The sequence below is a fragment of the uncultured Streptococcus sp. genome (assembly GCF_963511325.1).
Taxonomy (GTDB): domain Bacteria; phylum Bacillota; class Bacilli; order Lactobacillales; family Streptococcaceae; genus Streptococcus.
On sequence record NZ_CAUPII010000006.1, the window covers coordinates 33,985 to 49,282 of the forward strand.

General features: G+C 38.8%; 12 protein-coding genes. All 12 read right to left on the minus strand.

From position 1 onward, the window contains the following. Positions 1 to 39: 39 nt before the first annotated feature. On the minus strand, positions 40 to 3,042 hold the full coding sequence (locus RQ973_RS03205) for a pneumococcal-type histidine triad protein (protein ID WP_311522722.1): 3,003 nt from the start codon (positions 3,040 to 3,042) through the stop codon (positions 40 to 42). A gap of 7 nt (positions 3,043 to 3,049) precedes the next feature. Beyond that, entirely contained in the window at positions 3,050 to 3,979 is a 930-nt protein-coding gene (locus RQ973_RS03210; protein ID WP_311522723.1) for a metal ABC transporter solute-binding protein, Zn/Mn family, read from the minus strand. Positions 3,980 to 4,132: 153 nt separating this feature from the next. After that, entirely contained in the window at positions 4,133 to 6,691 is a 2,559-nt protein-coding gene (locus RQ973_RS03215; protein ID WP_311522724.1) for a pneumococcal-type histidine triad protein, read from the minus strand. A gap of 309 nt (positions 6,692 to 7,000) precedes the next feature. Next, positions 7,001 to 7,255, minus strand: coding sequence for a DUF3884 family protein (locus tag RQ973_RS03220; protein WP_075231579.1), 255 nt, complete (start codon positions 7,253 to 7,255; stop codon positions 7,001 to 7,003). A gap of 42 nt (positions 7,256 to 7,297) precedes the next feature. After that, on the minus strand, positions 7,298 to 8,704 hold the full coding sequence (gene lacG / locus RQ973_RS03225; RefSeq protein WP_311522725.1) for a 6-phospho-beta-galactosidase: 1,407 nt from the start codon (positions 8,702 to 8,704) through the stop codon (positions 7,298 to 7,300). A 158-nt stretch (positions 8,705 to 8,862) separates the two neighbouring features. Continuing rightward, entirely contained in the window at positions 8,863 to 10,554 is a 1,692-nt protein-coding gene (locus RQ973_RS03230; RefSeq protein WP_311522726.1) for a lactose-specific PTS transporter subunit EIIC, read from the minus strand. Then, positions 10,554 to 10,871 carry a PTS lactose/cellobiose transporter subunit IIA gene (locus tag RQ973_RS03235; RefSeq protein WP_049496380.1) on the minus strand — a complete coding sequence of 106 codons (318 nt, stop codon included), beginning with the start codon at positions 10,869 to 10,871 and terminating at the stop codon, positions 10,554 to 10,556. The genes RQ973_RS03230 and RQ973_RS03235 overlap by 1 nt, the downstream gene beginning before the upstream one ends. A gap of 35 nt (positions 10,872 to 10,906) precedes the next feature. Further along, entirely contained in the window at positions 10,907 to 11,743 is an 837-nt protein-coding gene (locus RQ973_RS03240; RefSeq protein WP_311522727.1) for a transcription antiterminator, read from the minus strand. Between the two features lie 235 nt (positions 11,744 to 11,978). After that, complete coding sequence (gene lacD, locus RQ973_RS03245; RefSeq protein ID WP_311522728.1) at positions 11,979 to 12,959, minus strand: tagatose-bisphosphate aldolase; 981 nt, start codon at positions 12,957 to 12,959, stop codon at positions 11,979 to 11,981. A 1-nt stretch (position 12,960) separates the two neighbouring features. Continuing rightward, positions 12,961 to 13,890 carry a tagatose-6-phosphate kinase gene (locus tag RQ973_RS03250; RefSeq protein WP_223339540.1) on the minus strand — a complete coding sequence of 310 codons (930 nt, stop codon included), beginning with the start codon at positions 13,888 to 13,890 and terminating at the stop codon, positions 12,961 to 12,963. A gap of 10 nt (positions 13,891 to 13,900) precedes the next feature. After that, on the minus strand, positions 13,901 to 14,416 hold the full coding sequence (lacB, locus tag RQ973_RS03255; protein WP_001216925.1) for a galactose-6-phosphate isomerase subunit LacB: 516 nt from the start codon (positions 14,414 to 14,416) through the stop codon (positions 13,901 to 13,903). Between the two features lie 254 nt (positions 14,417 to 14,670). Next, the gene (lacA, locus tag RQ973_RS03260; protein ID WP_000029280.1) at positions 14,671 to 15,096 is read right to left on the minus strand and encodes a galactose-6-phosphate isomerase subunit LacA; all 426 of its coding nucleotides are present in this window, start codon (positions 15,094 to 15,096) and stop codon (positions 14,671 to 14,673) included. Positions 15,097 to 15,298: the final 202 nt, after the last annotated feature.

A 15,298-nucleotide genomic window follows, 5' to 3' on the forward strand; every position in this document is an offset into this window, starting at 1 on the left:
GCAGCCTACTTTTGACACGGTAGCTGTCTAAGTTTTTTATTATTCTGCTACTTTTTCTCTAGTTTCTGGAGATGTAGTTGCAGGAGTTAAGGTTGACTCAGCTTGTTTATCGTTTGTTTCTGTATTGGCTGTTTCTGTGCTAGCTTCAGCTGGCTTGACTTTGGATTGAAATTCTTGGTTTAACAAAACGATTTCTTGAGCAAGAGCTAAAAGAGCTTGCTTGTCTTTGCTTGCTGCACTAAGCTTATCAAATAAAGCGTCCACTTTTTCAAAGTCAGCATCAGAACCATTATTCATTTCTAAATAAGTATGAAGGGCAATAACACCATTATAAAGTTTTTGGTAGAGAACTAAAACCTCTGGGTCTTGTTTGACATTCTCACGTTCATTCTGAATGGTTAGTGAAATACGTTTCAGAAGATCTTGGACTTGCATGTTCAATTCATCTAGGTCAGCATCCTCTTTGTCAAAGGCAGCTTTCAGATTCTTCACTTCGTCAACAAGTGAAGCTTTAACACCTTCTTCTTTGACTTGAGCTACTAATTCTTCAGCTTTTGTTAAAAGTCCTGCCACCTGACCTTTTAAGACATGGTTACTTTGTTCCTCAGGTTTTATATCATCAAACAAACCTTTCAAGAACTCATAAACTGCAGTTTTAGCACTATGACCATCAACTTTTTCAGTGTCTAGGATCGTTTCAGAAGGTTTATGAGCAACTGATTCATTCTTCACTGCTTCTTCTACCTCTAATTTTGTTTGATAGATTTCAGGGAAGAGTTTGTTCAAGTCAGTTGCCTTAAGGAAAGATTGTGACTGATAAAGAGTCCAAGTTAAGTTAGCAACTTTATTTCTAAGAGTGTCATTTAAACGACCATCTGACAGATGTTGATAGAAATACTTAATGTATTCGACTGTCGTAACACCAGTTCGATCATTAAAATCTTGCAGAGCTTGTAGTTTAGCTTCAACTGCATCTAAACCAGCCTCATCTTGAGCCAATTTATTTTCTTGGAGTTGAGCCAAGAGATCCTTTTTAGGAAGTCCATAAGCATCCGTATCCAAGGTATTAATCTTATCTACTAAAGCTTGATATTTCTTGTCTAAAGGACTGATTTCTGTTGGTTTTACACTAGAGTCAACGTGGATATACTGCTTGTCAAAGAGATCTAAAGCAGCCAGATAACCAGCTGTTGAGTTGGTTGAGAGCTTCTTCATATTTTCAGAGAATTGTCCCAAGGCAAGCTCAATTTGTCTTTGTAAAATTGGTTTATCTTTATAGACTTCACGACTCTCTGCCAAGAGTTGATCAATCTTATACTGGACTGCTTTTTCATCAAAAGCACCAGGTTGGTAAGTTGACTGTAATGCAGGAATTTTGTTTTTCAAAGCGACTTCATAACCTTTAGTTTGAACCTTGATGTAGTGGTTATGGTCACCATGAGGGATAACAAAGCTGCCATTTTCAACCTGCAAGCTATAAGGAGAAACACCATCACGTAGAGCAGTTGTATAGAGTTCGTTTAGGAAATCAAGCTCTGCATCACCTGTTTGAAGCGGAATACGAACGTGTTCCTTACGAACGGCGTAAGGGTGAATGTGAGTTGGATCATAAGCTTGGTCTGGATTACCAAATACAAAGAATCCATTTGAAATTCGGATTGCTTCAAGCGGAACACCATAGGTTTTAGAGATATAAGCTATCTTTTCTTCATCGCTGGCATCTCGAGAGAAAGCCTCTACATCTTTTGCAAGTGGTTTAACAGGTTCTACCTGATGATGTTCCGTCAAGTGCTCCTGAGCAGCCTTAATCTGCTCTGTTGATAAATCCTTTTTAAAGAAATAGTGATTGTGATCTCCATGAGAAACGACAAAACCTTCCTCATCTTCACTTATCACTCGGTCAGCATCGAATCCGTGATCGTGGTCTTCACCATCATTATGATGGTCATGATTAGCATCTTCATGGTCATGGTTGTGCTCATGATCTTCACTAGGTTTACTTGGAGTTTCTACAGGATTTGATGGTGTTACAAGACCTGAAAGTGGCATCAAACGAGCAATCTTTTGTTCCAAAGCAGACATACTACTATAGGGAATGAAATGGTAGTGATTACCGTGTGGAATGGCCACCCCTGATGGTGTACGACTGGTAATTTTAGCTGGGTCAAATACCAAACCATCAGATTCTCGATAGCGTTGACTAACTGGTAAAGCATATAACTGAGCAAGAAGACTTTGAAGGTCGTCCGCTTGAGCTACTGGTTTGTTTGTAGCTGAGTTATCTGCTTGAGGACTTGGTTCAACACTTGGATTCGGTTTATAGTCCGTCACACTCGGTTGACTTCTCCTGCCAGCCAGATAGGCTTGTGCAGCAGCCAACTCGCTTGAGGAAAGTGCACTCTTTGGAACGTAGTGATAATGTCCACCGTGAGGAACGATATAGGCATCACCTGTATCTTCAATGATATCTGCAGCATTAAAGACATAACCATCATCCGTTGTATATCGGCCTTGAGCTCGTGCAGCAAGAACTTCCTCACTTGCACTACCACTATCTGATGTGTGTTCTTGTTTTTGCTGCTCGATTTGTTCTTTGGTGCGAATATTATCAGCGTGACTCACATCTTTTAGATAGACATAGTATTTACCGTCCACTTTGATGATATAGCCACCTTTAATCTCATTGACAATATCTTGATCACGCAACTGATAGTTCGGATCTTTCATGACCAGTTCTTCGCTAAAGATAGCATCATAAGGCACCTTACCATTATAGTAATGGAAATGGTCGCCGTGGGACGTCACATAACCTTGATCAGTGATCTTGGTAACAATCTGTTCAGCTTCTATTCCTTCCTTCTTGCTAACTTGATCTGGTGTCAGAGATTCATTCTTCTTAGCTTCAGATCCTTTACCGTCAACATAGGATACACGATTATCATCTTTTTTCTCAGGTGCTTGATGTTGATTCAAAGCATAAACGCAGATACTTAAAGCAAGGACCACTGCAGATCCTGCTAGATATTTTTTATTAATCTTCATAATCTCCTCATTTCAATTCTTCAGCTAAGATAGCCATATTTTCTTCTAGGTTTTCTAAGTAGGACTTGTCATTTTGTGGGTCTGCCTCTAAAGGATTGAGAGTTTTCAGACTCACACCTGTTGATTTGACAAGTGTATCAGCTACCTTTGATGAAGCGTTACTCTCTGTAAAGATGGTTTTGACCTTATAAGTCTTTACAAATTCCTGGATTTCAGTCAATTGTCTTGGACTTGGTTCTTGTTCAGGAGAGATACCTGCAATACCAAGTTGATTAAGTCCAAATCGTTTTGCTAAATATGAAAAGGCTGTGTGTTGGGTTACAAAAGTCTTTTGATTAGCTTTTTCAAAGATAGGTTGGTATTTCTTTGTCAAATCATGAGCTTTAGCACTAAAACTTTGTGCGTTTTTCTGATAGGTATCCTTGTTAGCACTGTCTAGTTCGGATAACTTATCAGCAATTATCTGTGCTTCTTCTGCAACCTTTTCAGGATCTAACCATGTGTGAGGATCGTACAAGGTCTTCTCATCAATCCCATCTCCAGCCTGCATATCTTCTAACCCAGGCACGCGCTCCAAGGTCATACCTTCAGATGCTTCCAACACCTTTACCTTGGACTTTTGTAGGCTTGGATCCAAACTTCCCGCCCATGACTCTAATGTGTGAGAATGATAAACAAAAACATCGGCATCATAGATGGCCGCAATATCATTTGCAGAAGGTTCAAAGGAATGGATACCAGAACTAGACTGAATCATCCGAACGTCATTCAAATCACCAGAAATTTCTTTGACCATGGAATAGACAGGATAAAAACTGGTCACAATCTTCATTCCCTTAGTTTCAGCACTCTTGTCTTGACCTGTCTTTTGTCCACAAGCTCCTAAGACAAGAACAACGAAGGCAAGCATAAGCCATAGGATACTTCTTTTTTTCATAACAACTCCTTAACTAGTATTTAACCATTTAATTAACTAGTAAATAGTTTAACTTTATTTAGAAAATATGTCAAGAATTTTTTCACAATTTCATGAAAAAGAGAACAGAATCCATATTCTGCTCCCTTTTTATCTTCTATAATAGTTGTATAATTACTTACTCTCCTTTAGCAAAACTAATAGCTTTTCAGATTCTGCCATAATAGTATTGTTGTCCTGAGAACCAAATGACAGGTTATTTTTTAATCCTATGAGAGTTTCGTTGGCATTGGACTTGAGAATTGGATCCTGAATCTTTTTAAGTAACTCTTCCGCCTCTCTCAGTTTTTCTTCTACCTTTTCAGTCTCAACCTGAGGTTCCTCTGGTTCCGATGGTGATTCTTCTTCTGATTCCTCTGGTTCTTTTGGTTTTGGAGATTCTGCTTTCTCATTTTTCGGTTTTTCTTCGCGAGGTTTTTCCTCCTCAATTTTTTCTGTCTGAGGTTTCTCCTCTGTTGGTTTCTCTGTTTGATTGTTAGCAGTTTGACTATTCTGGTTTCTGTGAACATGGTCGCTCGCATTGCCCCAACCACTATCTGAATGCGGACGTTCGTTTGGATGTTCGACATAATACTTCACAGTTTCAAATAGCTCTTCTAAAGTATACCCCTTAGGTGCCTCATAAAGTCCTTCGTCAAACCACTCAAATTTGATGTTATGGTAATGGTCGTAATGAGGTATAATTAAGCTACCATTTTTAACTTCAACAGTATGTTGTAGATTGTAAGGAATATGATCAAGTGGAACCTTCTTAGCTGCTTTTACTCGATTGTAAATCGCTTCTGCTCCCTTAGCTTCAGTATTTCCTGAACTTTGATGATTTGTTGAAGGAGGTGTCAAACCTTTCTCTTTAGCATAAGCTTGACCTGCTGCTCTTTCAGCTTCAGACAAACTATCTTTCTTAATCCAATGACTGTGGCTCATATGCGGAGTTACATAGGCATCTCCCTCATCACTGGTGATATCACGGGGATCAAAGATATAGCCATCTTCTGTTGTATACTTGCCTGCCAACTTGGCTACTTGAATCTCATTATCTGTGTAAGTTATTTGTGCATTTGGTTTTCCTAAACGTTCTGGATGACGAATAGGCGCTAGAAAAGCAAGGATATCATCAACTAACTTGACTTTATCACTTGACTCATCGTTGAGACGTTCCAATAGTCTATCCAAAGCGTCAAAATCAGCTTGGCGCCCTTTATTGGAAATCAAATCTTGATGAACTGTTGCTAGTAAATCATAAACTTTGTTGTAAAATTTTTGATCACCAGATGCAAGATTGGTTTTCTTAGCTCCTAACTCATGAGACAAACTTTCTTGTTTGGTAAGTTTATTATCAATGGCTGCAACAGTTTCTGCTGAAAGTTCCTTGGCAGAAATATAACGCGAAATTCCATTCTCTTCGAAGACATAACCATCAACCACCTTTCGAATCGCCTGTTTTACCAATTTTCCATCAATTGGATTGCTTGGAGCTAGTTGAGGATTTGGTACAGGTTGTGGACTTGGTATTGGGGTAAGCTCTGGAGTCGGAATTGGTTTTAATTCTTTACCACCTGCAGTAGTATGATTTCCTTGATAATTTTCAGAAATCATTCTCGCAATCTTCTGCTCTAAATCAGACATTTGAGAATAAGGGATAAAGTGGTAATGATCTCCGTGTGGCACTGCAACACCATTTGCAGTTTTTTTTGTAATTTGCGCTGGATCAAAGACAAGCCCATCTGATTCCACATGTCGTTGGCTGAGTGGCAAGGCATAAAGTTGTTTCAAAAGACTAGATACGTCTTCACTTGGACTTGCTTGATAACTATTATCCACTTGTGGGCTAACAGTTGGAGCCCATCTTCTAATATTTGTCTCAACATTACTATGATTTGTTTGTCCATATGAACTACTATTCGATGCCTCTGATGAGCTGCTAGAAGAATTTGTTGACGGACGATACCCAACTGAGCTTGGTTGATTACCTTTTCCAGATAGGAAGGCTCGAGCTGCAGCTAATTCACTGGCAGACAAGTCACTCTTAGGAATATAATGAAAGTGATTGCCATGTGGAACGATATAGGCATCACCTGTATCTTCTATGATGTCAGATGCATTAAAGATATAACCATCATCTGTTGTATAACGACCTTGAGCTCTTGCAACAACTACCGCATTATCATTAGAACCACCTCCGTGATTACTACTGTGTTCTTGCTTCTGACGATTGATCTCATCCTTACTACGAATATTTTCTGCATGGGATGCATCTTTGAGGTATACATAATAACGACCATCAACCTTAATGACATAGCCACCCTTGACTTCGTTGACAATATCCTCATTTCGAAGTTGATAATTCGAATCCTTCATCAAAAGTTCTTCGCTGATAATAGCATCATAAGGAACCTTGCCATTAAAGTAATGATAATGGTCTCCATGTGAAGTTACGTAGCCTTGATCGGTAATCTTAACGACGATTTGCTCAGCATTGATCCCCTCTCGCTGACTAACCTCATCAGGCGTCAGATTTTCAGTCTTAGCACTAGCCTGATTTCCCTCTATATAAGACACACGATTAGACTCTTTGCTAGTCTGTACTGCTTGATAACGCCCCAATTCATAACTTGAAAGGCTTAAGGCTAAAAGAGCTACGGAACCAAGAACATATTTTTTATTGATTTTCATCTTAATACACTTTCTATTTCATTTATTCGTTAAAGAAGAACTACACTTTTTCCTAAAGGACTTCCTTAACCGGTTAAATATCTGTTTAGAAAAATAACTCACTTTTAAAACTCCTCCTTCTATTTTCTATTTATCAAACAAGATTTGAGCGAGTGAGTTACCTCTTTATGTACTTAACCAGTTATTTAACTAGTTAATAGTTTACTCCTATAACATAAATCTGTCAAGAATTTTTTTGTCTTTCAGGTAAAATCTAAATAAAAAAGAGGAATATCCTCTAGTATGAGATAGATTCCTCTTTATAATATTTTAGTGTTGAAATGGCATAAAATCCGAAACAAAGGAAATGTTATCCTTATCTTCTGCATTGACAAAATTTAAAAATAGCTTTTGAAATTCTTCAAATTCATAGTCTGAATGACAAATCCACTCCTTACCCGTCGAGACATACCATTTTCCAAGACTTGCAAGTTGCTCCTTGGTCAAGGATGGTACATGAGAGCAATGTTCAAAGTTAATAATATAAACTTTTTCATAGATTGATTTGATAAAATCTTTCAGCATAAACTTTCCTCGCTTAAATTCTATACCTAATAACTAGTTGTACTATTCAATCACTTGGGTTTCAGCTAGTTTTTTATACCAGTGAGCTGATTTCTTCGGATAGCGTTCTTGTGTTTCGAAATCTACATAAAAGAGGCCATAGCGTTTTTCATAACCATTTGACCAAGAGAAGACGTCCATGAGTGACCAGATGAAGTAGCCTTTGACGTTTGCACCATCTGCAATCGCATCAGACAATACTTCCAAGTGTTGTTTCACATAATCAATACGGCCATCATCGTAAACAGTGTTGTCCACAAATTCATCTTTGTATCCCAGTCCGTTTTCAGTAATGTAGATCTTCTTGTAGTTTGGATAATCTTTCTTAACACGCATGATTTGATCATACAAACCTTGAGGGTAGATGATCCAGTCCCAGTCAGTACGAGGTACATAGTCCGGAGCCACACGACGACCAACACCTTTAATTTGGTACTTAGAGCTTCCTTTTTCACCTTTACCGTTATGAATGATCTCAGTTTCACCATCAAAGGCTTCCATCCAGTCACTCATGTAATAGTTAATTCCAAGGAAGTCGTTCAAATCTTTAGCTGCTTCAAGCGCTGCAAAGTCTTCGTCACGAAGATCCAAGCTACCACCATTTATTGATAAAATGTGGTTGACCCCTTCCATGGTTTTTTCAGAATAATGACCAAGATAAGTTGCATCCAAGATAAATTTATTGTGAATGATATCTTCTAACTCAGCTGCACGAACGTCTGCAGGGTTTTTAGGATCCAATGGATACTTAGTTGGAAGGGCGTGAACAACCCCGATTTCACCTTTATAGCCTTTGTCTTTGTACAATTTCACAGCACGAGCATGAGAAACCATCATATTGTGGTGGGATTGGAAGACTTTCGCAAGGTCATATTGAATACCTGGTGGGAATTTACCGACCAAGTATTGACCGTCACCGATTGGACCAATTTCATTAAAGGTTGTCCAGTAGTTTACTTCTGGGAATTCTTCAAAACAGAAGGCAGCATAATCTACAAAGTGTTCGATATTTTCACGATTCAAGAAGTCTCCGTTTGAGTGAAGAGCTTCAGGTGTATCAAAATGGTGAAGAGTTACGAACGGTTCTACATGACGTTTATGACATTCTGCAAATAACTTATGATAGAATTCTACCCCTTTTGGATTTACTTCACCATAACCTGTTGGAAAAATACGTGACCAAGCAATTGAAATACGAATACCGTTTACCCCATATTCCTCAGCCAACTGCAAATCTACTGGATATTTATGGTAAAAATCACTCGCTGGTTCAGCAGTATACCAATAGTTGTCTGCTAAATATTTATCCCATGCGACTGGTCCTTTACCATCCGTATGTGTAGCACCTTCTGCCTGATAAGCCGCTGTTGCGCCACCGAAAATAAAATCTTTAGGAAGTGTTTTTGTCATTTTTTCACCTATTTCTTGATTGGATAAAATGAAAAGTGAGCGGAGAGGAGCTAGTGAGCTATCCATCTCCATCTCACTTCTTGTAGCAAGTCACCAAATAGTGACATAAAGGGGGAAAACAAATATATAATCAGGAGACTGTTTTACAGTCCCTATCATCAATCGAATTGAGCTTGAACAAAGGCTAGAGCACCTTGTCCATCGCGTGTCAACTTGATGTATTGAGCTCCTTCAGTCTTAGCCAATTTGATTCCAAGTTTATCTGTTTCAGCCTTCATGTCCTCATAGTTTGAAGCTACTTGAGGAGCAAGGATAACAAGGTCAAATTCTGGCAACATTTCACGGTGGGCTCCATAGCCACCAGCGGCTGCCTTAACAGGAACATTGTATTCTACTGCTGCTTTGTTCAAGGCGTTGGCAAGAAGACCACTTGTTCCTCCACCCGCACAAAGAACGAGTACGTTGGTTTCTTCTGTAATTGTATTTTGTGCTGATTCTACTCCAGCTTTTTCAAGGATAGCATCAGCTTTAGCTGTATTGAAGTTTGCGGCTACTTTTTCTTTTAATTCATCGTTGGCTTTACCAGAACGTTCTTCTTCAAGAATTTGTTCGTCATAAACTTTAAGGAATGGATAGTAGATTGCAATATCCACTACGATTAACAATGCTGCAAGAGCAAATGACAAGAACTGGAAGTTTGTACCAAGAACAATACCTAGAGGCCCTGGTGTAGTCCATGGAAGGTTGGCAGTAAATGAGTTCATGCCGAGAGTTTCGATAAAGAACTTAAAGATCCATACGTTTGCAATTGGTGCAAAGATGAATGGGATAAAGAAGATTGGGTTCAAAACAAGTGGTGCACCAAACAAGATTGGTTCGTTTACACCGAAGAAGGTTGGAACTACTGAAGCACGTCCGATGGCACGGTTACGCTTAGACTTACACAACCACATAAACATGAATGGAACTACAAGAGTTGCTCCTGTACCACCCATAGTGACGATAAACATTTGTGTACCAGATGTAAGGATCTTATCAGCGTGCATACCTTGTTGAAGAAGGTTCAAGTTGACTTCGGCATTTGCATAAGTAATCGCTGCAATGGCAGGTTCAACGATAGATGGGCCATGAATACCGACAAACCAGAAGAAGGCAAAAGCACCAAAGATAATAGTAATACCAAGATAACCGTCTGCTGCTGAGAAAAGAGGTGCAAAGAACTTACCGATTGATTCTGCAACGCTTGCACCAACAAATTGACGAGCGAGCAAGTCAAGAGCATAAAGAGAAACAACTGAAAGCGTAAACGGAATAACGTCTTTAAAGACTTGTGAGATATTCGGTGGAACTTCGTCAGGCATGCGAATAGTAACGTTGTTCTTCACACAAACCTTATAGATAGCTACAGTTACAAAAGCTGCCAGGAAGGCTGAAAGCAACCCTTTTGTTCCAAGGAAACCAGTTGCAAAGCCACCCTCGATTGGGTCAGCTGCCAACATCAGCAAACCAACAATAGCTGCTAGGAGCGTTGACATATAGTTGATCTGGTTGGTTTTCTCCATACTACGATTGACGGAGTCTGTTAAAGATTTAGCAGTGGTACCAGCTACCAAGACTGCTAGAATCCCCATAGAGTAGCTGTAAGGTTTCATCAAAAGTGCTACTACTTCATCAGACCATTTAAAGCCCCAAGAGTTTGGAACAAAAGCAATCAAGATAAAAATACTTGAGAAGAGAATGACTGGCATTCCAGCGATAAATCCATCACGAATAGCACGAAGATAGATATTTCGAGATAGTTTTTCAAAGAAAGGCTTCCCTTTCTCGATATAGGCAATTAATTTATTCATTATTTAGCTCCTCTTTTATAAAGTTCGATTAAATGGTGCATCAAATCTTTTAGCAAAATAGTTGTCATCAAGTGATCTTGGCCATGCATCATGGTCACGCTATAAGCCAAATCATCACCAGCAGCTTCCTTGGTTAAAAGACTAGTTTGCGCGTGGTGGGCTTCAGCAATACAGCTACCAGCTTCCTCAACTAAGCTATCCGCTTTCGCAAAATCACCAGTTTCAGCAGCCTTCAAAGCTTCCAATAATTTTGAACGAGCATCACCTGCATAGGCAACGATTTCAAAACCTAACAATGTTACTTCTTCTCTATTCATGATAGAATTCTCCTTATATATTTTTTAGTAAATCGTTATGACAATAAACGTTGGATGTGTAGAACAAGATAAACTCGTTCACTCTTGTAGAGGTCAAGACCAGTTTCCTGAGCAATGACCTCATAAATTTTACTACCAATCTCGAATGCTTCTGGATAGCTATTCTTTATATGTTCTTCCATATCGAGCAAGGATTGATTATCATCGCGACTACGATCCAGATAATCCAAAAAATAATTTAGATGAATCATAAAGCGGTCGTAGAAATTATTATTTTCAGGTGTTCGCTGGATTTTATAACTCTTCAAAACGCTTTCGATTCTCTTTAAAATTTCCTTTCTCTTATCAATTGACTCAACAACTTCGACTTCATTCTCACCTTCGGCGTTTATGAAATGATAAGCGATACGAATGATTTCGTCTTCAGGAAAATTTTCTGTCAGTTTTTGACGATAAATTTCAAAAGCTTCTTGTGCAATTTGAAACGCGATAGGATATTTGGCTGAAATGTCAGGCAAGTTACTATCCTTATAGCGTCCTTGGCTAATAGCCTGATAAGAACAATAGATATGGTCTGTCAGAGTGACGTATAGATACTCTTGGACAGGATATTGATATTTTTTAGAAAGATTATCAATAATCTCATAAGTGACCGTAATAAAATCAAGTGGTACATCCTTGAGAAGAGCCATAAAATTTTCTCGCGACTCTTCTGTTTTCATCCGAAAAACTTTTTCAACCTGATCCTCAGAAATCAAATCTCCCTTCTTCTTACCGAATGAAATACCCTTACCAATTACGATCAACTCCTCTCCTTTGCTATTCCGCACGAGAGAAACATTGTTATTCATTGGATTTAATATCCGATACATGGCAACCTCCTTGCCCTATTATTTAAGTTTTGTGAGCATAAAAAATGACCACAAATGAATTCAGAAAATATACCTCTGAGTCATCTGTGATCATGCCTAATATTACTTAGTAACACTCACTTTGTATTAACTTGTGACTTAAGTATAGCACAAGATTTTTATTTTGTAAACCTTTACATACAACTTTTTTTAAAAGTTTTTTAGCTAGGTTTTAGGACATAAAAGGGGGGGAAATTTAGACACGTTCGGTCCATGAAGTAGCTGTTGTTTTAAGAACCTTGTTGAGTTCGTCAATGTTCTCAAATCCAGTTGTACGCAACCACTCACGAGCTGCTGCTTCACCATCTTTGATGTAAGCTTCAACGGAGCCTGCCCATGTTGCACGTCCACAAAGAACGCCGTTGAAGTTTGCGCCTGATTCATGGGCAAAGACAAGAGTTTCTTGGAAGAGTTTAGCGGATACACCTGCACTCAAATAGATGTAAGGAAGGTTAGTAGCTTCGTCTTGAGCTTTGAAGAAAGCAGCTGCTTCTTCGCGTGTATGAACGATTTCGCCATCGCCAAATCCTTCAACGTATTTTACGTTAACTGGAACTTCCACTTTTAAGACATCAATGTTAAAGCGTGGGTCTGAGAAGACCTTCATAGCACCGATAACCTTGCGTGGTTTTACTTTAGCGTATTCGGCAGAACCTGCGTCAGCAATTTTTTCATCGTAAGCCAAGATTTCAAGGAAGAATGGAATATCTTCAGCCACACACTCAGAACCGATACGTTCGATGTAGGCTTGTTTTTGTTGGTTGAGTTCGTCAGAGCTGTCTACATCATAGTAAAGCAAGAACTTAACAGCATCTGCCCCTTGTTCTTTGATACGTTTTGCAGACCAAACATCCAAGCAGTCTGGCAAGCGTTTTGTGCTTGTTGTATCGTATCCAGTTTTCTCATAAGCAAGGAGAAGACCAGCTTTTGGATCAAGAGCTTTTGTAGCTGGAAGTCCATACTCAGGGTCAAGAAGCATAGATGAAGCGTATTTAGTCAATTCATCCGCTACCAAGACTTTAAGTTCTTCCATTTGAGCTACTGTTGGCTCTTCTGTTTGGTATTGAGCCATGAGGCGTTTCAAAGCACCACGTTGGTCAAAAGCAAGAGCTGAGATGATACCATTTTCATCAGAGAGTTTTTGCATACAAGCGCGTTTATTTTCTGTTAAAACCATTTTATACCTCTTTTACAATTAATTGGTCATATAGACCTTGATAGTTAGCCATATTGACATGACCGGTCATTTTTTCTTGAGCATTAAGCATACCAAGGACATTTGCCTTGATCAACAGTTCTTGATCCGTTTCTTTATGGAAAAGACCTGAAGCAATACCTGCCACTGTAGAATCGCCAGAACCGACTGGATTTACTACTTGAATTCTTGGAATATCTACTTTGTAGAAAGTGTTACCGTGTTTAGCGAATGCTCCGTTAGCACCTAAGGAAACGATAATCCACTCGATTCCATCAAATAGTGGTTCTTGAAGAACTTCTTTTAATTCATCCAAGTCTTTAGAAATTTCTCTTCCTAAAAGTTGAGATAATTCTTCATTATTTGGTTTGATGACTGTTGGTTTATGTGGAGACTCAAGAACTGCCTGAAGTGCAGCGCCTGAACAGTCCAATACAACAGGTTTCCCAGCATGATTCGCAAGTTCAACTAAACTAGCATAGTAATCAACTGGAAGTCCTGCAGGTAGACTACCTGAAATGGCCACTACCTCTACAGTCTCTAAAAGTTCTTTGAAATGAGCCAAGAAATCTTGACCTTCTTTTTCTTGAACTTCAGGACCTTTTTCTAGGATTTCTGTTTGGTTTTCTCCATGTAGAATTGCGATACAGTTACGGGTTTCACCTTGAATTGAGAAGAAACGTTTGCTTACTTTATCATCAATATTTTCTACTAAAAAATCACCAAGTTTACCACCGACAAGTCCTGTTGCGACTACGGAGTCACCAAATTCTGATAGGACACGAGTAACGTTAAGACCTTTACCACCAGCCGTTTTAGTTACATCTACAACACGGTTGACAGTGTCAATTTTCAATTCATCCAAAGGATAGGAAATATCAATGGATGGGTTCATTGTGACTGTTAAAATCATAAGTCACCTCTTAGTCGTGGTATTCACCACGATCCCATTTTTCAAGGAACTCTGTAAAGAAGTTGGCATCCGTTTGATGATCGTTATGAGTTTCAACGTGTTGAATTTTAGCGATCAATTTTTTGTTTTCTTCAGATGGTTTGTATTCAGCGTTGATGAAAGCTTCAATGATATCACACATGAGCAACTCACCAGTGATTTTACCACCAAATCCGATAACGTTGGCATTCAATTGTTCTTTTGCATAAAGAGCTGTTGTCATATCACGAACCAAAGCAGAACGAACACCTGGAACCTTGTTAACAGCGTTATTGATACCTACACCAGTACCACAAATACATACACCAAGATCAGCTTGGCCACTAACTACTGCTTCACCAACTTTTTTACCAAAGATTGGGTAGTGTGTACGAGCGTGGTCATAAGTACCAAAGTCGATGACTTCATGTCCTTTTGATTTCAAAAATTCTGAAACCGCCATTTTTTCATTTGTTACGATGTGGTCACATCCAATTGCAATTCTCATTAGTTATTCCCTCCGATTAATTATATAAATCTAATATCATTTATCCTTACTCCATAAAAATCAAGATTAGCTTATACTCAATCAAAATCAAAGAGCAAACTAGGAAGTGAGCCGCAGGCTGTACATGAGTACGGCAAGGCGAAGCTGACGTGGTTTGAATTTGATTTTCAAAGAGTATTAGGAAGCGAGCTACGAGCATAACTGAAGTTAGCTAAAGTGATCTAACGACAGATTATCTTGATTTTTGAAGAGTATTAGCACATTTTGTTCAACATGTCGACCCTGATTTGGTGACGACCGCCATCATACTTACCATTTACAAAGCCTTTAGCGATGTTCTTAGCCAATTCATCACCAACAAGTTGAGCACCCATAGTAATCATACGTGAGTTGTTATGACCGCGAGTCATATAGGCTGAACGTTCGTCAGATACTTCTGCAGCAACCATTCCTTTGATTTTAGTTGCAACCATAAATGGACCTGCACCATAAGCATCAATGACAATACCAAGGTTTTGTTCTTCTTTTTTAACTTCTTCAGCAACTGCGAGAGTTACATCGACGAAGTCTTGACCTTCAGCCGTAACATCCACAACGTGGAAGTTTTCTTTTTCCAAGAAATCTTTAACGACTTCTTTCAATCTCAAACCTGCAGCATCTGCACCAATAACAATAGACATATTGTATACTCCTTTTTTATAATAGACCAGTAAAAATATTTTGGATCTGGATTAGAAAATCTCATTCACCAAGTAGTTACTAGTAGTTTTTGTTGACTATTTTAGTTTAAGAATGATTCATCTAATCACTCTTAAAAACTTCTCCTAAGAGAAATTGGAAGAACAACTTGTTAAAACAAACACAAATTGTTCTTTCTAAACA